Source organism: Stenotrophomonas maltophilia group sp. msm4, assembly GCF_032025605.1.
GTDB classification, from domain to species: Bacteria; Pseudomonadota; Gammaproteobacteria; order Xanthomonadales; family Xanthomonadaceae; genus Stenotrophomonas; species Stenotrophomonas sepilia.
On the sequence record NZ_JAVSKK010000002.1, the window covers coordinates 660054 to 681538 of the forward strand.

Below are 21485 nucleotides of genomic sequence, written 5' to 3' on the forward strand. Positions count from 1 at the left end.
ACCGGCTCCGGTCGGTAGGTCTTGCATCAAGGTAGGTACCGACCGCTGGTCGGTACGCAGAAAACGGGGAGGCTTCGGCTTCCCCGTTTTCATTTGGAATTCCTGGAACCGCATGATCCACCTGCACTACATCGACGACGCGCTGCTGGTGGCTGAAAAGCCCGCCGGCCTGCTGTCCGTGCCCGGCCGCAGCGCCGAGAACCAGGACTGCGTCGTCGCGCGCCTGCAGTCGCTGTACCCGGATGCGTTGACCGTGCACCGCCTGGACCAGGTGACTTCCGGGCTGCTGCTGCATGCGCGTGGCAAGGACATGCAGGCGGCGTTGTCGATGCAGTTCGAGCAGCGCCGGGTTGGCAAGCGCTATGAAGCGATCGTGGAGGGACTGCTTGAAGGCGATGCCGGCGACGTGGATCTGCCGCTGATTGTGGACTGGCCGAACCGGCCGAAGCAGACGGTCGATCACGAACGCGGCAAGCCGGCGCTGACGCGCTGGCGCGTAATGGCGCGTGATGTGGAAGCGCAGCGTACCCGCGTGGAGCTGGAACCGATCACCGGCCGCAGCCATCAGCTGCGGTTGCACATGGCCAGTATTGGCCATCCGATTGTTGGCGACGTGCTGTATGACGCGGCACCGGCGCAGCGCGTGCACCTGCATGCGCGCAGCCTGCGGTTCACCCATCCGGTGACGGGCGAAGCGCTCGCGTTCGAGTCCGCGACTCCGTTCTAGGGGGTCGGCAGGGCTTGCAGCCCTGCACCTGCTACGAACCGGAGCAACGTCAAACATCAAAGGCGGGCTATCCGTGGGTTGGCGGGACGGTGTCGGAGTGCGGGGCCGCCGCAAGTACGTCCGTGTAGGCTTGGCAGCCGCATCCATGCGGCTGACACCCCGCACTCCGACACCGCCCCACCTCTGACAGATTCCCGCGATCGGGTAGATCCACGCCATGCTTGGATGAAATCTGTCCGATATCGATACCCAACGAACTGTTCCGACAGATCGCAGAGAACTGTCGAAGGCGGGGCGGGTCCGGTTGAGGGGGCGTGAGCCGCATGGGCCCGAGGCATGCCTCGGGCGGGTTGGGCAGGACGCCCAACCCCGGTCTTGCCGTGTGCGCAGGACAGCGCACACGAGCAAGCGGCGACCGAGCTTACATGGGTGAGGGCGCTTTGGTTGCGAAGCACTGCTTCGCAAGCGCCCGAACGCACAGCCGCCAGCGGCTGGGCCGGGCCCCGGAGGGGGACTTGCAGCGTCCCCCTCAACCGGACCCACCCCGCCCACCCCCAGGAACCCAGCTTTTGACGTTGCTCTGGCCCTGGCCGTTGCTCAGGCCTCTGCGGGTGCAGGGTGCAACCCTGCAAAAGAAACACCACCCTACGCCAGCGTCGGTTGTGCAATCTTCCCCCGCGCACTACGATCCTGCGGTTCGCGCGCGTGCGCGCCCGTACTCCTGCTGAGCGCCCCGTGCGCCGCATCTGCCAACCCGAGGTATCCATGGTCATCAAACCGCGCGTCCGCGGCTTCATCTGCGTCACCACCCACCCGACCGGCTGCGAGGCCGCGGTCAAGCAGCAGATCGACTACATCCGTGCGCGCCCGCCGATCCAGAACGGTCCCAAGCGTGTGCTGGTGATCGGCGCCTCCACCGGCTACGGCCTGGCCGCACGCATCACCGCTGCCTTCGGCAGTGGCGCTGCCACCCTCGGTATCTTCTTCGAACGACCGGGCAGTGAAACCAAGCCGGGTACCGCGGGCTGGTACAACTCGGCCGCGTTCCACAAGTACGCCGACGAAGCCGGCCTGTATGCCAAGAGCATCAATGGCGATGCCTTCTCCGATGAAGTGAAGGCGAAGACCATCGAAATGATCAAGGCCGATCTGGGCCAGGTCGACCAGGTTGTCTACAGCCTGGCCGCGCCGCGCCGCAAGCACCCGAAGACCGGCGAGATCATCAGCTCCACGCTGAAGCCGATCGGCGAGCCGATCACCCTGCGCGGGCTGGATACCGACAAGGAAGTGATCACCGAAACCACCCTGCAGCCGGCCACCCCGGAAGAAATCGCCGGCACCGTCGCGGTGATGGGCGGCGAGGACTGGCAGATGTGGATCGATGCACTGGCCGATGCCGGCGTGCTGGCCAATGGTTGTACCACCACGGCCTTCACCTACGTGGGCGAAGAGATCACCCAGGCGATCTACTGGAATGGCTCGATCGGCGCGGCCAAGAAGGACCTGGACACCAAGGTGCTGGGCCTGCGCGAAAAGCTGGCGAAAATCGGCGGCGACGCGCGCGTGTCGGTGCTGAAGGCCGTGGTGACCCAGGCCAGCTCGGCCATTCCGACCATGCCGCTGTACCTGTCGCTGCTGTTCAAGGTGATGAAGGAAAAGGGCACTCACGAAGGCTGCATCGAGCAGCTCGACGTGCTGTACGACATCCTTTACGGCGGCAAGGCTGATGGCACGGCGGTTGATCGCCTGCGCCATGACCTGGTCGATGGCGGCGGCCACACCGTCGCGCTGGTCGATGAGGAAGGCCGCCTGCGTGCGGACTACAAGGAAATGGCCGCAGACGTGCAGGGCAAGGTGGTCGCGCTGTGGCCGCAGGTGACCAACGAGAACCTGTACGAAATCAGCGACCTGGCCGGCTACAAGGCCGACTTCCTGCGCCTGTTCGGTTTTGGCGTGGAGGGCGTCGACTACGAGGCCGACGTCAATCCGGACGTGAAGATCGAAAATCTCGTCGACATGACCTGATCAAGCAGAAGGCCGGCGAAAGCCGGCCTTCTGGTTTGTGTATAGCCCGCGGCACGGGGGGGGGAGGGGTGGATGGGGTCCCCCGCCGTTCCGGCGCTGGTTCGTCGGTGGTGAAACCAATCTCTGCTACAACGCCGTCGACCGCCACCTGGCAACGCGCGCCGACCAGCTCGCGCTGGTTGCGATTTCCACCGAAACCAACAGCACCCGCGAGATCACCTATCGCCAGCTGTATCGCGAAGTGAACGACTTCGCCGCCGTGCTCAAGCATCTCGGCGTCGGCCACGGTGACCGCGTGGTGATCTACATGCCGAACATGGCCGAAGCCGTGTTCGCGATGCTGGCCTGCGCGCGCATCGGTGCGGTGCACTCGGTGGTGTTCGGTGGCTTCGCCGCGCACAACCTGGCGCTGCGCATCGACGATGCGAAGCCGAAGTTGCTGATCGCAGCGGATGCCGGCATGCGCGGTGGCAAGCTGATTCCGTACAAGCCGATGGTCGACGCGGCCTGCGCCGAAGCGGCGTCGCCTCCGCCACACGTGCTGATCGTCTCGCGTGGGCTGGATGCCGCCGAACCCCGCGTGTCGGGTCGCGACGTGGACTACGCCGCGCTGCGTGCACAGGTTGGTGAAGTCGATGTGCCGGTGCAGTGGCTTGAAGCGAGCGAGCCGAGCTACCTGCTGTACACCTCCGGCACCACCGGCAAGCCGAAGGGCGTGCAGCGCGATGTCGGTGGTTACGCGGTGGCGATGGCGCAGTCGATGGAGACCGTGTTCGACTGCAAGCCGGGCCAGGTGATGTTCTCCACTTCCGACGTCGGCTGGGCGGTGGGCCACTCGTACAACGTGTACGGCCCGCTGATCGGTGGCTGCACCTCGTTGCTGTACGAGGGGCTGCCGACGAATCCGGACCCGGGCATCTGGTGGGCGCTGTGCGAACAGTACAACGTGCGCACCATGTTCTCCTCACCCACCGCCATCCGCGTGCTGAAGAAGCACGACGCGGACTTCATCCATCGCCACGATCTGCGCGCCCTGAAGTACCTGTTCCTGGCCGGCGAGCCGCTGGACGAACCCACCGCGCACTGGATCAGCGAAGCGCTGGGCAAGCCGATCATCGACAACTACTGGCAGACCGAAACCGGCTGGCCGGCACTGACCCTGCTGCCGGGCCTGGAGATGAAGCCGGTGCGCTTCGGTTCACCGGGCTTCCCCAATCTCGGCTATCGGATGAAGGTGATCGACGAGAACACCGGCGAGGAAGTGGCGCCGGGGCAGAAGGGCGTGCTGGTGGTGTCGCCGCCCTTGCCGCCGGGTTGCATGAGCACGGTGTGGAACGACGACAACCGATTCCTGCAGAGCTACTTCAGCCACTTCAAGGAACTGCTGTACAGCTCGCTGGACTGGGCGATCCGCGATGACGATGGCTATACCTTCATCCTCGGCCGTACCGACGATGTGATCAACGTGGCCGGGCATCGTCTGGGTACGCGCGAGATCGAGGAGGCCATCTCCAGCCACCCGCGCGTGGCCGAGGCTGCCGTGATCGGGGTCAAGGACGAGCTGAAGGGGCAGGTGCCGCTGGTGTTCGTCACCCTCAAGCAGGGGCTTGAGGGCGAGGATCCGGCGCCGGTGGTGGCCGAGATGATGGCGACGGTGACGACTTCGCTTGGTGCGGTCGCGCGCCCGGCGCATGTGCACGTGGTCAATGCGCTGCCCAAGACCCGTTCGGGCAAGCTGCTGCGGCGCTCGTTGCAGGCGTTGGCCGAGCAGCGCGACCCGGGCGACCTGTCGACGCTGGACGACCCCAGCGCGCTGGAGGAGATCCGCCGCGCGCTGGGCCGTTGATCCGGTAGCGCCGGCCGCTGGCCGGCCCCCGTCAATCCCGAGGTTGCCGGCCAGCGGACGGCACTACCCGCGGCACTTGCGCTAAGCTCGGCCTGTCATCGACCTGCAACACGCGGTGCGCGCCGGGGAACGCGCGCGCCGCCCGGGGATGGCAATAAGGGGGGCGTGCCCGCACACGGCACGCTGGCATGGCGCATCAAGGGAGGGGGAGGCAATGGCATTGCTGCACGCCAAGACGGCTGCTGGCCGTCAGGAAATCGAAGACCGTGGCCGGCGCCTGCCGGCGGCACTGCGTTCAATCCTGCTGATGGTCGATGGCCATCGCGATGACACCGAACTGCGCGGCCTGTTCGATGGCCTGCGCGCACCTCCGGATGCACTGGAGCAGCTGGCCGCACAGGGACTGATCGAGGTGATCGGCGGGAGCGTAGAGGCCGCTCCGGCGCGTGGCATCAGCACCGGCCGCGAACAGGACCCGGCGCTGTACCAGCAGTTGTACGACGCGATGAGCGAGGCGGTGCGGCGCCATCTGGGGCTGAAGGGCTACTTCATGCAGTTGAAGATCGAACGCTGCACCGATGCGCTGGCGCTGGAACGCCTGTGCCCGGAACTGCTGGCGGCGGTGGGCAAGGCGCGCAGCCCGGCGCTGGCCCAGCGCTGGTGGCAGGAAACCCAGTCCGCCGTAGTAAACGCTGGCAAAGAGGTCGTGCAGGCCTGAGCCACCGCGTAAAGTGATCGGTTCACTTTCCCACAAGGAGTCCCGCGTGCAGGACGACCACGATGACACCGACACCCCCGGCTGGGACGCGATCAATGCGGCGCTGGCGCCGCTGTATGCCGGGCAGGAGCCGCGACACTACGGCACCGCGCTTCCCTACACGCTCGGCGGCCAGGATCCGCTGGATGGCATCAGCGTGTACTGGGCGGATGCGCCGGTTCCGCATTGGCACTACATCACCTACGGTTTCTCCGAGCTGTATGCCAAGGAGAGCAGTGATGCTGCCGCCAGCGGCTATGGTTTCGAGCTGACGTTCCGTCTTGCTGCCGAAGCCGCTGAGAACGCCGACAGCACGCCGCCGGTGTGGCCGATGAACCTGCTGCAGAACCTGGCGCGCTATGTGTTCGGCAGCGGCAACGTGTTCGAGGATGGCCACCATCTGAATGCGAACGGCCCGATCGCACTGGAGACCGACACGCGGTTGTGCCACTTGGCCTTCATTGCCGACCCGCAGTTGCCGGCACGCGACACCGCCAATGGCCACCTGCAGTTCCTGCAGCTGGTCGGGCTGACCGATGAGGAGATGGAGGCGGTCAAGCGCTGGTCGACACGTGGCGTGCTGCAGGCACTGCAGCCGGCAATGCCGCTGTGGGTCAGCGACCTGCATCGCGGCAACCTGCTGGAAGATCCGGCATTGGCCGAACGGGTGAGGGCCGGCAGCGAGCGCGAGGGCTCCAGCACCGGCATGCTGTTCGTCGAGACGTTGGACTGGCGGCAGGAGGCGGGCGTCACCACGCTGGTGCTCGGCGCGGGCCAGGTCGCCAGCGTGTGCGAACTGCTACCGCTGCGCCTGCGCCACGGAAAGTCGCTGGAACTGGTCGGTCGCGAGCGGCAATGGGCGTTCATTCCAGCCGGGCATGGCGACGTGGGCGAACTGTCGGCGGACAGCGCGCGCTGGGCGCTGAGCGAGGCGGGGCTGCGGGCCCTGGCCGGCGTGCGTGCCGAACGTGGCATCTACCCGTTGACGGAGGCGCTGCGCATCGACGTGGTGCCGACCTATCTGCGCGATGCCAAGGGCGAAGTGATCCGCCAGATCGGCTGATCACCCCGTTGGAGCCGAGGGGTCAGAGCCGCCTGCTGCGCAGACGGATCCGACCCCGCTTGGTAGCCGGTGGCGTCAGGCCAGGCCTTCGGCCTTCAGCGCGGCCTGCACGCCGGCATCGGCGTCCATGCGTGCCTTGTAGGCGGCCAGGTTGTCCAGGCCGGACAGATCAACCTTGGTACCGGCGGCCCAGCGCAGGGTGATGTAGAAGTACGGGTCGGCGAAGCTGCGGAAGCCGGCCAGCCAGGGCTTGTCGGCCAGCTGCCTGTCAGCGGTCTCGAACAGGCTACGCAGGCGCTTGTGCGCGGCGGCGCGGATCGCGTCGTACTGGCTCTCGTCGGCGATGAACTTGCCCGGCGCGAACAGCGGCGAGAAGGCCGGGTGCACGTCGGAATTGACGAAGGCCAGCCAGCGGGTGGCTTCGGCGCGCTGGCGCGGACTGCCGTCACCGCCAAGGCCGGCCTGCGGGAAGCGGTCGGCGATGTAGCCCATGATCGCGGCGTTCTGCAGCAGCACGAAGTCGCCGTCGACCAGTGCGGGAACGGCACCGGCCGGATTGATCTTGAGGAATTCCGGACCCTTCAGGGTGTCCTTGTTCAGCAGTTCAACCTCGAACGGCTGGCCGGTCCACTGCAGGGCGATGTGGTCGGCGGTGGAACAGGCACCGGGCTTGCTGTACAGCTTCATGGGAACTCCAGGTGATGCGGGCGGGAAACGCCCACTATCCCAGAGCCCGGCGGCGGCCGGCAACGCTGCCGCCAGCACGGATCGTTACGACTGCCGCGGCTTGAGGTTCTGCACCTTGTAGAAGGTGTGATCGCCGATGGTCGCCACCTGGTAGGCGTTGCGCCAGTTCGGGCTGGCGATGGACAGCGCGGCGAAGTGGCTGGCACCAGGGACGATCTCGCGGCGTTCGCCGGCCGGCAGCGCCCAGTTGCGCTCGGCGTCGAAGGCCACGTTCATCGCTTCGCTCCACGCCGCGTCATTGCCCAGCTGGGTGCCGGGGGAGACGATGGTCGGTGCGAACTGCTTGCGTGCGGTGACCACCTGGCACATCGAGTCGCCCCACAGGCCACTGTCGAGACGGCGCAGGGCGACCTCGGCAACAGCCTGCTGGCCGCGCAGGGTCTGGTCGCGGGCTTCCAGGTAGACGGTGGTGCTCAAACACAGTGAATCAGCGGCCGGCTGAGGCAACAACTGCGACAGCCAGAGAATCCAGGCCAGTTTCATATAACCAACTCCTTGCTCCGTATGGGCCGCACCCTCCGGTTCCGGCCGCGGGGCGGCAGGAGGCGGGGGACGGCTTGGCGTCATGGGGAGGCGGCCATCGGGGCCGCCCCGTGGGCAGCCCCAAAAGAAACGATCAGTACCGATCGTGGGGACTGCGCCGGCTCACCGGAAACTGGCTGGTGAGCGGAAAGATGGCGCAAGGTAGGGGGGCATAGCCGAACGCATCATGAACCGCTCGGCTTGACATTCAGGTTCAACCGGGGTGACGGAAATCACATTCCGTCCCCCATTCAGGCGCTCATCAGAGCGCGGCGGCGACCCGGCTGCCCTGGTCGATGGCGCGTTTCGCATCGAGTTCGGCGGCCACGTCGGCACCACCGATCAGCTGCGCGTTGATGCCGGCCGCCTGCAGTTCGGCCCGCAGCGTGCGGTTCGGTTCCTGCCCGGCGCAGATCACCACATGGTCGACCGGCAGCAGCTGTTCGCTGCCGTCCACGCGGATGCGCAGGCCCTCGTCGTCCACCCCCAGGTACTCGACGCCACCGAGCATGCGCACGCCCTTGGCCTTCAGCGTGGCGCGATGGATCCAGCCGGTGGTCTTGCCCAGCCGCGCGCCCGGCTTGCCTGGGCTGCGCTGCAGCAGCCACAAGCGCCGCGGTGACGGCTCGACCTCGGGCCGGCCCAGCGAGCCGCGTGCCTCGAAGCTGGCATCCACGCCCCATTCGGCCATCCAGCGCTGCGGATCCAGCGAGGGGGATTCACCGGCGTGGCTGAGGAATTCGCCGACATCGAAGCCGATGCCGCCGGCGCCGATGATCGCCGCATTGGCGCCCACTTCGACCCGTCCCAGCAGCACGTCCAGGTAGCTCACCACCTTGGCGTGATCGGCACCGGGGAAATCGACCTTGCGCGGGGTGATGCCGGTGGCCAGCACCACCTCGTCGAAGCCAGCCAGTTGGGAAGCGTCGACGCGGGTACCCAGGCGCAGCTGTACGCCGGTCTCCTGCAGCGCGTGGCGGAAGTAGCGCAGGGTCTCGTGGAACTCTTCCTTGCCGGGGATGCGCTTGGCCACGTTGAACTGGCCGCCGATCTCATCATTGGCATCGAACAGGGTGACCTGGTGGCCACGCTGGGCAGCGACAGTGGCGCAGGCCAGGCCGGCGGGGCCGGCACCGACCACCGCGACCTTCTTCGGCGTAGCCGTGGGACGATAGACCAGCTCGGTCTCGTGGGCGGCGCGCGGATTGACCAGGCAGCTGGCCAGCTTGTTCTCGAACACGTGGTCCAGGCAGGCCTGGTTGCAGGCGATGCAGGTGTTGATCGCCTCCGCGCGGCCGGCACGGGCCTTGTTCGGCCACTGCGGGTCGGCCAGCAGCGGGCGTGCCAGCGACACCATGTCGGCGCCGCCACCGGCCAGGATGCGTTCGGCAACGTCGGGCATGTTGATGCGGTTGGTCGCCACCAGCGGTACCTTCACATGCGGCTTGAGCTTGGCGGTGACGCCGGCAAAGGCCGCGCGCGGCACCGAGGTGGCGATGGTCGGAATGCGCGCTTCGTGCCAGCCGATGCCGGAATTGATGATCGTTGCGCCAGCCGCCTCGATCGCCTGCGCCTGCTGAACGATCTCGTCCCAGTCGCTGCCGTCGTCGACCAGATCCACCAGTGACAGGCGGTAGATGATGATGAAGTCCGGGCCGCAGGCCTCGCGGATGCGGCGCACGATCTCGACCGCGAAGCGCATGCGCTGGCGCGCGTCGCCGCCCCAGGCATCGGCGCGCTTGTTGGTGCGCGGGGCGATGAACTCGTTGATGAGGTAGCCCTCCGAGCCCATCACTTCCACGCCGTCGTAGCCGGCCTCGCGGGCCAGCTTGGCACTGCGAGCGTAGTCGGCGATATGGCGCTCTACGCCGCTGGCCGACAATGCGCGCGGGGTGAACGGGTTGATCGGTGCCTTCAGCTTCGTCGGTGCCACCGACAACGGGTGGTAGGCATAGCGGCCGGCATGCAGCAGCTGCAGGCAGATCTTCGCGCCGTGCTGGTGCGCGGCGGCGGTGAGCTGGCGGTGCGGCCGCACTTCCCAGGGCCAGGACAGCTTGCCACCGAATGGCTTCAGCCAACCGACCACATTGGGCGCGAAGCCGCCGGTGACGATCAGGCCGACGCCGCCCTCGGCGCGCTCGGCGAAGTAGGCCGCCAGCCGCGGGAAGTCGCGGGCGCGATCTTCCAGGCCGGTGTGCATCGAACCCATCAGGACGCGATTGCGCAGCTGGGTGAAGCCCAGGTCCAGCGGGGCGAACAGGTGGGGATAGGCGCTTTCGTTGGCTGGCGACATGGTCGATACGCTTGCGTACGGAAGCGCGAAGCGTGCCGCGAAACGGCGGCCGGGGCAAGGCCCGCTTCTTTGGAAGGGCTGGCCGCTGTCTGACGGTTTGGCAGTGCCGGCCGCTGGCCGGCATTCCGGTCAACTCAGGGCGATTGCGGTTGCCGGCCAGCGGCCGGCACAACCGGCGCGGGCCGACCGATCCCGAACCAGCCCAGCGTCATTCCGCACAGCGGCCCGATCAGCAGGGCGAAGGCGAGGGTGCCGAGGCCGACATTGCCGCCCAGGCACCAGCCCAGCAGCAGTACGCTGCCTTCGATCAGGCTGCGCACCTTCCAGATCGGCCAGCCGGTACGGGCATGCAGACCGGTCATCAGGCCATCGCGTGGCCCCGGGCCAAGGCGGGCACCGATGTACAGGCCGGTGGCCAGCGCCACCAGCAGCATGCCGCCACAGAACATCGCCAGCTGCCAGCCAAGGCCGACGGCCGGCGGCAGCAGCCACAGCCCGAACTGTGCGGAGGGGCCGATCAGCATCACGTTGAGCACGGTGCCGACGCCCGGCTTCTGCCGCAGCGGCCACCACAGCAGCAGCACCAATGCACCGATGGCATTGGTTGCCAGGCCGAATGACAGTGGCGTCTGCGCAGCGATGCCCTGCGACAGCACATCCCAGGGTGCCACGCCGATGGCGGCACGGATCATCAGCGAGGCGCCGAAGCCGTACAGGAACAGGCCGGTGATCAATTGCAGCAGGCGCAAGGGCAGGGTGGTGGGCATGGCGGTCCGGGGGGGGGATCTGTTTCCACCGTATCGCTGTTTCTGCATCATCCATAGATACAGATGCCGGCCAATCCGCCGCTACAGGTAGCGTCGATCCTGCATGCGGGCGGTTGTGCAGGGCCGAGCCCGTGCTCTGCGGGTGGCGGCAGGCACAGCAGCCGAGCGTGGGCTCGGCTCTACATCACCGCGTCAGTCGTCCCAGCCGACCAGCGCCAGCTTGCCTACCGTGCGCCCGCTGGCCAGGCGCTGATGCGCGATGTCCAGGTTGGCCGCATTGATCGTGCCCAGCGTTTCCTTGAGCGTGCCACGCAGCTGGCCGGCATCGATCATGCTGGCCGCACGGCTGAGGATGCGGTGCTGTTCGATACAGTCGGCGGTGGCGAAGCGCGAACGCGCGAACATGAATTCCCAGTGGATGCCGATGCATTTGGCCTTGTAGGGATCGCCGATGCGCAGCGCACCCCGCGGCTCGACGATCAGGCCGACGTGGCCCTGCGGTGCCAGCAGCTGGCCCAGTTCATCCCAGTAGTGGTCGGTGTCGGCCAGATTGAGCGCGACCTGCACCGCATCGATGCCCAGCGCCCGCAACTGGGGCTGCAGTGGCTGCCGATGGTCGATCACATGCGTGGCCCCCATCTGCCGGCACCACTCGATTGAGGCCTCGCGCGAGGCGGTGGCGATCACCTCGAAACCGGCATGGCGTGCCAGCTGGATCGCCATCGAGCCGACGCCGCCGGCGCCGCCGATCACCAGCAGGTGCTGGCCCACGTGGCGGCGGCCATCGAGCTGCAGCGGCATGCGCTGGAACAGCAGTTCCCAGGCTGTGAGAGTGGTCAACGGCAGCGCCGCCGCTTCAGCGAAATCGAGCGTGGTCGGCTTGCGCGCGACCAGGCGCTCATCAACCCACTGGTACTGGGCGTTGCAGCCCGGCCGGGTAACGTCACCGGCGAAGTAGACCTCGTCACCGGAGGCGAACAGGCTGGCCTCGTCACCGATGGCTTCGACCACGCCGGCTGCGTCCCAGCCGAGCACCCGGGGAACCTCAAGAGTGGCCGGATCGGTGGCGGCCCGCTGCTTGCCATCGACGGGGTTGACCGAAACCGCTTCGATCCGCACCAGCAGATCGCGACCGCGAGGAGGCAGCGGCGGCGGCAGCAGGACATCACGCAGGGCGGGCGCGTATTCACGACTCAGGGCGACGGCTTTCATCACGGCTCCGGCTGGGTTCGTGATCCCATCATAAGGTTCCTCACGTTTCCTCAGACGCGCTGAACCGTGTGATGCAGCACGTTGCGCAATATGTCGCTTCTCGCGCCTAAACCCCGTCAAACCCTTGCAGCGTGTGGGTCTTGCGGATTTTCATCATCCTGTATAGGGTTTCAACGTCGGACCGGTGGACGGTCGGGCGCAACACTTCACATGTTACGGGACTGTTAACATGGCCTTCACCCGCCTGAGCATAATGTTCGCGGCGGTGGCGTGCTGAATCGGCTGTCGAACATCGACGCACTAGTGCTGGCCCATGCCTCTACCGGTTTCATACCCCCGAAATAGGAGCTGTACTCAATGAACAAGAAGATCCTTACTGCCGCGCTGCTGGGCGGCCTGGCTTTCGCCCAGGCAGCTTCGGCGCAGGAGTTCGATGACCGCTGGTACCTGACCGGTTCGGCCGGCTTCAACTTCCAGGACAGCGACCGTCTGACCAATGACGCTCCGTTCGTGACTCTGGGCCTGGGTAAGTTCATCAGCCCGAACTGGTCGCTGGACGGTGAGCTGAACTACCAGAACCCGAACTTCGACAGCAACCAGGACCTGAACTGGTCGCAGTACGGCGTCTCGCTGGACCTGCGTCGCCACTTCATCAAGGAAGGCCGCGGCTGGAACCCGTACATCGTCGGTGGCCTGGGCTACCAGAAGTCGGAAGAAGAGTACGCTGCGCTCGACAACAACGGCCCGCGCCAGCGTAAGGACGGCAATGTTGCCGCCAAGCTGGGCGTCGGCCTGCAGACCACCTTCGAGAAGCGTGTTGCTGTCCGCGCCGAAGTGGCCTACCGCGCTGACTTCGACGACCAGAGCATCGCCGCACGTGACGAGAGCTGGTTCGGCGACGTGCTGGCTTCGGTCGGCGTCGTGATCCCGCTGGGCCCGGCTCCGGTCGCGGCTGCTCCGGCTCCGGCTCCGGTTGCCCCGAGCTGCGCCGACCTGGACGACGACGGTGACGGCGTCAACAACTGCGACGACAAGTGCCCGAACTCGCAGCCGGGTCAGACCATCGGTCCGGACGGTTGCCCGGTTCCGGTCTCCATCGACCTGAAGGGCGTCAACTTCGACTTCGACAAGTCGAACCTGCGTCCGGACGCTGTGGCGATCCTGAGCGAAGCCACCGAGATCCTGAAGCGTTACCCGGATCTGCGCGTTGAAGTTGCCGGTCACACCGACTCGAAGGGTACCGACGCTTACAACCAGAAGCTGTCGGAGCGTCGTGCTACCGCCGTGTACAACTACCTGACCAAGAACGGCGTTGACGCCGGTCGCCTGGTCGGCCCGATCGGCTACGGCGAGAGCCGTCCGATTGCTCCGAACACCAACCCGGATGGTTCGGACAACCCGGAAGGTCGCGCCAAGAACCGTCGTACCGAGCTGAACGTCCAGAACTAAGTTCTGACGCTCTGCCCGTAGGACACAGCAGGACCCGGCTTCGGCCGGGTCTTGTTGTTTCTGCGGCCAGGAAGCTCGCCTGTGACCCGGCAAGGCGACCGTTCGTCGTCTTTTTGTCCGTAAAACCAATAAGTTGTCGTATTCATTGAAAGTGGCGCTTGAAAGCTGACACGGCATTGCTAAACTCGCCGCGTCACTTCCTTCCGTGGATGCCCCTCATGCTGCGCTCTGCATCGGCCGCCGTCCTGGCGCTGGCCCTGGTTCCCGCCGCCCACGCTGCGGTCGATTGCTCGGTCAACACCAGCGCCTCGCCGCTGCCGTTGCCGGCCACGACCATCGCGCCGGTGGCCGACGAGCTGTACATCCGTGGCAACCAGCTGGGCATGCCGGCCGGTGTGCTGAGCAGCAACTACGACCCGTCGCAGTCGCTGGACCAGGTGCTGCAGCGCCTGCGCATCGACGGCTGCCAGAACATCGCCAAGGCCATTCCGAGCGCACCGGCGGTGAAGCCGAACGATCCGGCGGCCTATAAGCCGCAGACCGAATTCGACAACACGCCCTGGCGCTTCGACATGAGCCAGAACGGCAAGCGCATGACCGCCGAAGAGTTCGACGCCTGGATGAAGGCGCGCGGTGTTCGCGTGGTCAAGGCGCGTCCGGCTCCGGCCGCCACTCCGGCCCCGGCCGAAGCACCGGCTGAGACCAAGCCGGTCGACAAGAAGTAAGCGCCGCGGGGAGCAGAGGCTTGCGCACGCGCCGCCCACCTGCCGCCCCCGCCGCCCGCTCCCGCGCACCGCGTGGGCGTGCGACTCCGAATGTCACCAGTGGCGTGCGCCATGGCCTGGCGCGCATACTGTCCAAGGCCGGCGTGTGCTCGCGCAGCGAGGCCGCGCGCTGGATCGCCGAGGGCCGCGTGCGCGTGTCCGGCCGCATCGTTCGTGATCCCGAGTTCCCGATTGCCAGTCCGCCCCCGCCGATCGAGGTCGACGGCCAGCCGATGGGGGCGCCGCAGCGCCTGTACCTGATGCTCAACAAGCCGCGCGGGGTGGTCACCACGGCGCAGGACGAGCGTGGTCGCGACACCGTGTATCGCTGCTTCGATGGTGCCGGCCTGCCGTGGATCGCGCCGGTCGGGCGCCTGGACAAGGCCAGCGAAGGCTTGCTGTTGTTCAGCAATGATCCGCAGTGGGCGGCGCACCTGACCGATCCGGAGACCGGCCCGCAGAAGACCTATCACGTGCAGGTGGATCGTCTGCCCGATGAGGACACCCTGGCCGCGCTGCGCGCCGGTGTCGAAGACGCGGGCGAGCTCCTCGCCGCCTGTGCCGTGCGCGTACTGCGCAGTGGCGACAAGACCGCATGGCTGGAGGTGGTCCTCGACGAGGGCCGCAACCGCCATATCCGCCGCCTGTTGGCGGCCTTCGACCTGCAGGTGCTGCGCCTGGTCCGGGTCGCGATCGGTGGGCTGCTGCTCGGCGATCTCGGCAAGGGCCAGTGGCGGGTTCTGCAGGTCAGCGACCAGCAGCGGCTGGGGGCCGCTGCACCGGGCTGATCATCGCCCGTGGCCGGCAGTTGCGGGCCGCCGTTCCAGGCGTAGGGGGCGCCTGGCTGTCGACTTTCCCGAACGGAGCCTGCCATGTACCACCCGACCCTCAATCAAACCCTGCGCTGTGCAGGCCTGCTGCTGCCGATGGTGCTGCTGGCCGCCTGCGGCGGCCACAAGAAGGTGGCCAAGGCGGAAACGCCTGCCGAGACCCCGGTGGTGGAAGTGAAAACCCCGGAGCTGGATGGTCGCGGCAGTTACCGCTTCCTGATGAGCAACGGCGACAAGAAGATGACCGCCGATGAGTTCGATGCCTGGATGAAGGCCAACGGCATCCGCGTTGCCAAGGGCAATGGCCAGGACGCTGCCGCCAAGCCGGTAGTGGTTGCCAGCAAGGAAGAGCCGAAGGGCAAGAAGAAAAAGAAGTGACGCCCGTGGGTGCCGACCCTGGTCGGCACGTCATCAGGCTCCGGTAGGTGCCGACCTTGGTCGGCACGCTTTGACCGTGCGGGGTCAGAGCCCTTTCCTGCGGAAAGCGATCCGACCCCGGCCATGATCAGCCCTTGACCACGCCCAGTTCGACACCAATGCGGGTGAACGCATCAATCGCCCGGTCCAGGTGCTCGCGGCTGTGCGCGGCGCTGATCTGGGTACGGATGCGGGCCTGGCCCTTGGGTACCACCGGGAAGAAGAAGCCGATGGCGTAGATGCCTTCTTCCAGCAGGCGCTCGGCGAACTTCTGCGCCAACGGTGCGTCATACAGCATCACCGGGCTGATCGGATGCACGCCCGGCTTCACGTCGAAACCGGCGGCGGTCATCTTTTCGCGGAAGTAGGCGGTGTTCTCGGCCAGGGTGCTGCGCAGGTCGTCAGCGGCCGCCAGCATTTCGAACGCCTTGATGCCGGCGGCCACCACGTGCGGCGGCAGCGAGTTGGAGAACAGGTACGGGCGCGAGCGCTGGCGCAGCAGTTCGATCACCTCGGCGCTGGCGCAGGTGAAGCCGCCCAGTGCGCCACCCATGGCCTTGCCCAGAGTGCCGGTGATGATGTCGATCTTCTCCAGCACCCCCTTCACTTCGGCCGAGCCGCGGCCGGTGGCGCCAAGGAAGCCGGTGGCGTGGCATTCGTCGATGTGCACCAGGGCGTTGTACTTCTTTGCCAGCGCGGTGATCTCGTCCAGCGGCGCGATGAAGCCATCCATCGAGAACACGCCGTCGGTGGTGATCAGCTTGGTCTTGCAGCCGGCGGCATCGGCGGCCTGCAGCTGGGCTTCCAGATCGGCCATGTCACAGTTGGCGTAGCGGAAGCGCTTGGCCTTGCACAGACGCACGCCGTCGATGATCGAAGCATGGTTCAGTGCATCGGAAATGATCGCGTCGTTCTCGCCAAGCAGCGGCTCGAACAGGCCGCCGTTGGCGTCGAAGCAGGCCGCGTACAGGATGGTGTCCTGCTTGCCGAAGAAGTCGGCGATCTGCTTTTCCAGCTGCTTGTGCAGGTCCTGCGTGCCGCAGATGAAGCGCACCGAGGCCATGCCGAAGCCGTGGGTATCGAGTGCGTCCTTGGCGGCCTGGATCAGGTCCGGATGGTCGGCCAGTCCCAGGTAGTTGTTGGCACAGAAATTCAGCACCTTGCGGCCGTCGTCGAGGGTGATCTCGGCCGACTGCGGGCTGGTGATGATCCGCTCGGACTTGAACAGGCCCTGGGCGCGGATGGCGTCCAGTTCCTCGGCGTAGTGGCGGGTCAGGGCGGAGGAGGCGTCGGTCATGGCGTGGGCACGGCTCTGAACGGGAAACCGCTGATTCTAACGGGCATCGCCGCTTGCCGACCGGCCCGGGCGGGGCATCGCCACGGCCGGCGCATGTTGCATCGCAATAGCAAAGTGGTTAAAAATTCGTGAACCGGAGCTGTCCCGTTCCGGCCGATACGCCCGCCCTCGGCCTTCCACGCCACCGCCCCCACCGGAGACGCTCATGAAGCACGCCCGTGCCTGCCTCGCCATTGCCGCTGCCTTGACCCTGGCTGCCCCGTTCGCCGCCAGTGCCCAGGAAAACGAATCGCCGTACAGCTGGAACGTCACCGCCGTGTCGGACTACCTGTTCCGTGGTGTCTCGCAGACCGACGAAAAGCCGACCCTGCAGGCCGGTTTCACCTACACCTCGCCGGTCGGCCTGTATGCCGGTGTCTGGGGTTCGGGCGTCGACTTCGGTCCGGGCGACCCGAGCACCGAGGTGGACTACCAGATCGGCTACGGCGTTGACGTCACGCCCCGCGTCAATTTCGACGCGCTGCTGAACCGCTACACCTACCTCGGTGCCAGCGAGCTGAACTACAACGAGCTGATCACCACCACCACGCTGGATGAAACCTACAAGCTGACGGTGGCCTACACCAACGATGTCTGGAACAGCAGCACCGATGGCTGGTACTTCGGCCTGGGCGGCAGCTGGGGCCTGCCGAAGGACTTCACCCTGAATGCCAATGTCGGCCGCAGCAGCTTCGAGAAGGGCCTGGCCAAGGACTACACCGACTGGAACGTCGGCGTCAGCCGCCAGTTCGGCCTGTTCAACGTCGGCCTGGGCTACTACGGTACCGACGGCAATGGCCGTGACAACTCGGGCAAGCTGGCACACAGCCGCGTGCTGCTGACCGTGGCCGTCGGCAAGTAACCCTTGCTTCGGTAGGTGCCAGGCTTGCCTGGCATGCTTTACGAAAAAGGCGCCCATCGGGCGCCTTTTTCAATTCCGCAGTGTTCTTGATCCCATCCGGGGGAGAGCCCCCTTGTTGTTCAAGGGGGCGCGCCAATGGCGCGGGGATAAGGAAACATGCGCGGACTGATTCAACGTGCCGAGGGCACGGTGAATCAGTTCCAGCTGAGCACGACCTTGCCGGCCTTGCCTTCTTCCATCAGGTCGAAGCCCTTCTGGAAGTCGTCGATAGGCAGCTGGTGGGTCATCACCTTGCCGAGCGGGAAGCCGGACAGCACCAGCTGGGTCATCTTGTACCAGGTCTCATACATCTTGCGGCCGTAGATGCCTTGCACGGTCAGGCCCTTGAAGATGATCTTGTCCCAGTCGCAGCCGGCACCCTTGGGCATGATGCCCAGCATGGCGATCTTGCCACCGTGGTACATGCAGTCGAGCATGTCGTTGAACGCACGCGGGTTGCCGCTCATTTCCAGGCCCACATCGAAGCCCTCCATGTGCAGTTCCTTCATCACGTCCTTCAGCGACTGGTTGGCGACGTTGACCACGCGGGTGGCACCCATGTCGGCGGCCAGCTTCAGGCGGAAGTCGTTGACGTCGGTCACCACCACGTTGCGCGCACCGATGTGCTTGCAGATGCCGGCGGCGATGATGCCGATCGGGCCCGCGCCGGTGATCAGCACGTCCTCACCGATCACGTCGAATTCCAGTGCGCAGTGCGCAGCGTTGCCGTACGGGTCGAAGAACGCGGCCAGCTCCGACGGGATCTGGTCCGGGATCGGCCACAGGTTGCTGGCCGGCATCACCATGTATTCGGCAAAGGCACCATTGACGTTGACGCCGATGCCGACGGTGTTCGGGCACAGGTGCGGGCGGCCGCCACGGCAGTTGCGGCAGTGGCCGCAGACGATGTGGCCTTCGGCCGAGACGCGCTGGCCGATCTCGTAGCCGGTCACGCCCGGGCCGATTTCGGCAATGCGACCGACGAATTCATGGCCGATGGTCAGGCCCGGCTTGATCGTGCGCTGGCTCCACTCGTCCCACAGGTAGATGTGCAGGTCGGTACCGCAGATCGCGGTCTTCTCGAGCTTGATCAACACCTGGTTGGGGCCCGGAGTCGGCACCGGAACCTCTTCCATCCAGATGCCCTTGGCTGCTTCGCGCTTGACCAGGGCCTTCATCGTTTGCTGCGCCATCGGGGTGGAACTCATCAGGGGGAAAGCGCGGATTATAGGGTGCCGCGCGGATTTCCCATGTTGCGCTGCGGGTGCTTTGGCGGAACGAAAGGCGTGCGCCGGCGGGCGTTTCGAACGTACTGCAAACAGCAGCGCCTCCCTGATTCCGGGGGGAGGGGGCGTGGTCACCCTGGCCGGGACACGCAAAAGCCCATCCATGGCGCCAACAGTCCCGGGCAGGGTGACCACGCCCCCTCTGGACGATTCCGTGTGCGCGGCCGATGTGCGCAGAGCAAGAAGCAGGCCCATGACTTCCGGGGTTCGGGCCGGGGCAGGGCGGCGGGCTACAATCGAGGGTTCCACTACCAGGGGCCGCTCCATGCGCTCGAACCTGCTTGCATTTTCCATCGTCGCCAGCCTTGGGCTGGTCCAGGTCGCCCACGCCGCAGAAGGCATGTGGGTGCCGCAGCAGCTGCCGGAAATCGCCGGGCCGCTGCAGAAGGCCGGCCTGAAGCTGTCCCCGGAGCAGCTGGCCAACCTGACCGGTGACCCGATGGGTGCGGTGGTTGCGCTGGGTGGCTGCACCGCCAGCTTCGTCTCGCCGCAGGGCCTGGTGGTCACCAACCACCACTGCGCGTATGGCGCCATCCAGCTCAATTCGACCGCGCAGAAGAACCTGATCAAGGACGGCTTCAACGCGCCGACCCTGAAGGATGAACTGAGCGCCGGCCCGAACGCCCGCGTGTTCGTGCTCGACCAGATCACCGACGTCACCGCCCAGGCCAAGGCCGCCATCGCCGCCGCCGGCAACGACCCGCTGGCCCGCAGTCGCGCGCTGGACGCCTTCGACAAGGCCCAGGTTGCCGCCTGTGAAGCCGATGCCGGCTTCCGCTGCCGCCTGTACAGCTTCTCCGGCGGCAACACCTATCGCCTGTTCCGCAACATGGAAATCAAGGACGTGCGCCTGGTCTACGCGCCCCCGGGCAGCGTCGGCAAGTTCGGCGGCGACGTCGACAACTGGATGTGGCCGCGCCACACCGGCGATTTCTCGTTCTACCGCGCCTACGTCGGCAAGGATGGCAAGCCGGCCGCCTTCGCCGCCGACAACGTGCCGTACCAGCCCAAGCACTTCCTGAAGTTCGCCGACCAGCCGCTGGGCGCCGACGACTTCGTGATGGTGGCCGGCTACCCGGGCCGCACCAACCGCTATGCGCTGGCCGGTGAGTTCAACGAAACCGCCAGCTTCACCTACCCGACCATCGCCAAGCACTACAACGCCGTGCTCAAGATGATCGCCGACGCCGGCAAGGCCGACGCCGACGTCAAGGTGAAGTACGCCGCCACCGCCGCCAGCATGAACAACGTGGCCAAGAACTACCTGGGCCAGCTGGAAGGCTTCAAGCGCATCGACGCCGCCGGCCAGAAACAGGCGGAAGAGGCCGCCGTGCTGGCGTGGCTGAAGAAGCAGGGCGCTGCCGGCAAGCCCGCGCTGGCCGCACATGCGCAGCTGCTCAAGCATCTGGATACCAGCAAGTCGACCCGCGAACGCGACCTGTTCGTTGGTCAGTTCAACAACACCTCGGCCGTTGGCGCGGCAATCACCCTGTACCGCCTGTCGATCGAGCGCAGCAAGCCGGATGCCGAGCGCGAAGCCGGTTACCAGGAACGCGACCTGACCACCATTGAAGGTGGCCTGAAGCAGATGGACCGCCGCTACGTGGCGAAGATGGACCAGCAGCTGCAGGCCTACTGGCTGGAGCAGTACGTGGCTCTGCCGGCCGCGCAGCGCGACAATGAAGTGCTGAACAAGTGGCTGGCCGGCAGCGATGCCAACGCAGTCAAGGCGCTGGTGGGCAAGCTGTCGGGCACCGAGCTCGGCAGCCTGGACGCACGCCTGAAGTGGTTCAAGGCCGACCGTGCCGCGTTTGAAGCCAGCAGCGATCCGGCCATCCAGTACGCCGTGGCTGTCATGCCGGCGCTGCTGAAGCAGGAAGAGCAGAAGAAGATCCGCGAAGGTGAATCGCTGACCGCGCGTCCGCTGTACCTGCAGGCCGTGGCCGACTACAAGAAGAGCCAGGGCGAGTTCGTCTACCCGGACGCCAACCTGTCGCTGCGCATCACCTTCGGCAACGTCATGGGCTACGGCAAGGACGGCGTGAAGTACACCCCGTTCACCACCCTGGAAGGCGTGGCGGCAAAGGAAACCGGTGAAGATCCGTTCGATTCGCCGAAGGCGCTGCTCGATGCGGTCAAGGCCAAGCGTTATGGCGGCCTGGAAGACAAGCGCATCGGCTCGGTGCCGGTGAACTTCCTGTCCAACCTGGACATCACCGGCGGCAACTCGGGTTCGCCGGTGCTGGACGCCAACGGCAGGCTGGTCGGCCTGGCATTCGACGGCAACTGGGAATCGGTCAGCTCCAACTGGGTGTTCGACCCGGTGATGACCCGCATGATCGCCGTCGACAGCCGCTACATGCAGTGGATCATGCAGGAAGTGGCGCCGGCGCCGCAGCTGCTGAAGGAACTGAACCTGGCGAAGTAAGGTAGTGCCGGCCGCTGGCCGGCAACCTCGACCAGACAGCCGGAGTTTTCGAAACCCCGCGACCCACGTCGCGGGGTTTTTTCATGCCCGCCCCGACCCGGCGCGCCGAACAGGT

General features: G+C 66.3%; 17 protein-coding genes and 1 pseudogene. 11 read left to right on the forward strand and 7 right to left on the reverse strand.

Translation table 11 applies throughout. The annotated features are described in order from the left end of the window. Positions 1-112: 112 nt before the first annotated feature. The 5 genes and pseudogenes from ROV93_RS12160 to ROV93_RS12180 all read left to right on the forward strand — a co-directional run bounded on the left by ROV93_RS12160 (position 113) and on the right by ROV93_RS12180 (position 6418). Complete coding sequence (locus ROV93_RS12160) at positions 113-727, forward strand: RluA family pseudouridine synthase (RefSeq protein WP_072169162.1); 615 nt, start codon at positions 113-115, stop codon at positions 725-727. A gap of 765 nt (positions 728-1492) precedes the next feature. Beyond that, positions 1493-2752: an enoyl-ACP reductase FabV gene (gene fabV, locus ROV93_RS12165; protein WP_072168292.1), complete on the forward strand. Its 1260-nt coding sequence runs from the start codon at positions 1493-1495 to the stop codon at positions 2750-2752. An 82-nt stretch (positions 2753-2834) separates the two neighbouring features. Further along, positions 2835-4598: pseudogene (prpE, locus tag ROV93_RS12170) on the forward strand (propionate--CoA ligase); the annotation flags it as partial. A gap of 214 nt (positions 4599-4812) precedes the next feature. Beyond that, positions 4813-5316, forward strand: a complete 504-nt coding sequence (locus tag ROV93_RS12175) for a hypothetical protein (RefSeq protein WP_005415431.1) — start codon at positions 4813-4815, stop codon at positions 5314-5316. A 46-nt stretch (positions 5317-5362) separates the two neighbouring features. Next, on the forward strand, positions 5363-6418 hold the full coding sequence (locus ROV93_RS12180; RefSeq protein WP_072169147.1) for a suppressor of fused domain protein: 1056 nt from the start codon (positions 5363-5365) through the stop codon (positions 6416-6418). 75 nt (positions 6419-6493) lie between these two features. Here ROV93_RS12180 and ROV93_RS12185 read toward each other — a convergent pair whose 3' ends face one another. From ROV93_RS12185 to ROV93_RS12205, 5 genes are all read right to left on the reverse strand, one after another. Continuing rightward, positions 6494-7105: a glutathione S-transferase N-terminal domain-containing protein gene (locus ROV93_RS12185; protein ID WP_072169148.1), complete on the reverse strand. Its 612-nt coding sequence runs from the start codon at positions 7103-7105 to the stop codon at positions 6494-6496. 84 nt (positions 7106-7189) lie between these two features. Next, positions 7190-7648, reverse strand: coding sequence for a cell wall hydrolase (locus tag ROV93_RS12190; RefSeq protein WP_004154513.1), 459 nt, complete (start codon positions 7646-7648; stop codon positions 7190-7192). A 301-nt stretch (positions 7649-7949) separates the two neighbouring features. Beyond that, positions 7950-9980 (reverse strand): NADPH-dependent 2,4-dienoyl-CoA reductase, encoded by a 2031-nt coding sequence (locus ROV93_RS12195; RefSeq protein WP_072169149.1) that lies wholly within the window; start codon positions 9978-9980, stop codon positions 7950-7952. Between the two features lie 134 nt (positions 9981-10114). Then, positions 10115-10747, reverse strand: coding sequence for a hypothetical protein (locus ROV93_RS12200; protein ID WP_072169150.1), 633 nt, complete (start codon positions 10745-10747; stop codon positions 10115-10117). Between the two features lie 192 nt (positions 10748-10939). Then, positions 10940-11959: a zinc-binding alcohol dehydrogenase family protein gene (locus ROV93_RS12205; RefSeq protein WP_072169151.1), complete on the reverse strand. Its 1020-nt coding sequence runs from the start codon at positions 11957-11959 to the stop codon at positions 10940-10942. Positions 11960-12316: 357 nt separating this feature from the next. Between ROV93_RS12205 and ROV93_RS12210 the strand changes: the two genes are divergently transcribed. The 4 genes from ROV93_RS12210 to ROV93_RS12225 all read left to right on the forward strand — a co-directional run bounded on the left by ROV93_RS12210 (position 12317) and on the right by ROV93_RS12225 (position 15380). Next, positions 12317-13408, forward strand: a complete 1092-nt coding sequence (locus ROV93_RS12210; RefSeq protein WP_049416163.1) for an OmpA family protein — start codon at positions 12317-12319, stop codon at positions 13406-13408. A gap of 218 nt (positions 13409-13626) precedes the next feature. After that, the gene (locus ROV93_RS12215) at positions 13627-14133 is read left to right on the forward strand and encodes a hypothetical protein (RefSeq protein WP_005408235.1); all 507 of its coding nucleotides are present in this window, start codon (positions 13627-13629) and stop codon (positions 14131-14133) included. A gap of 20 nt (positions 14134-14153) precedes the next feature. Beyond that, on the forward strand, positions 14154-14960 hold the full coding sequence (locus tag ROV93_RS12220; protein ID WP_072169152.1) for a pseudouridine synthase: 807 nt from the start codon (positions 14154-14156) through the stop codon (positions 14958-14960). 84 nt (positions 14961-15044) lie between these two features. Further along, the gene (locus ROV93_RS12225) at positions 15045-15380 is read left to right on the forward strand and encodes a hypothetical protein (protein WP_005415439.1); all 336 of its coding nucleotides are present in this window, start codon (positions 15045-15047) and stop codon (positions 15378-15380) included. 127 nt (positions 15381-15507) lie between these two features. Here ROV93_RS12225 and kbl read toward each other — a convergent pair whose 3' ends face one another. Then, entirely contained in the window at positions 15508-16716 is a 1209-nt protein-coding gene (kbl, locus tag ROV93_RS12230; protein WP_005415440.1) for a glycine C-acetyltransferase, read from the reverse strand. 205 nt (positions 16717-16921) lie between these two features. On the opposite strand from kbl, the gene ROV93_RS12235 reads away from it, so the two are divergent. Beyond that, entirely contained in the window at positions 16922-17617 is a 696-nt protein-coding gene (locus ROV93_RS12235) for a TorF family putative porin (protein ID WP_072169153.1), read from the forward strand. Positions 17618-17811: 194 nt separating this feature from the next. Here the strand turns inward: ROV93_RS12235 and tdh are convergent, their stop codons facing one another. Continuing rightward, a complete protein-coding gene (tdh, locus tag ROV93_RS12240) occupies positions 17812-18834 on the reverse strand; it encodes an L-threonine 3-dehydrogenase (RefSeq protein WP_005415442.1) in 1023 nt (340 codons plus the stop codon). 373 nt (positions 18835-19207) lie between these two features. Here tdh and ROV93_RS12245 point away from each other — a divergent pair, with 373 nt between their 5' ends. After that, a complete protein-coding gene (locus ROV93_RS12245; RefSeq protein WP_061480604.1) occupies positions 19208-21370 on the forward strand; it encodes a S46 family peptidase in 2163 nt (720 codons plus the stop codon). The last annotated feature ends 115 nt before the right edge of the window (positions 21371-21485 follow it).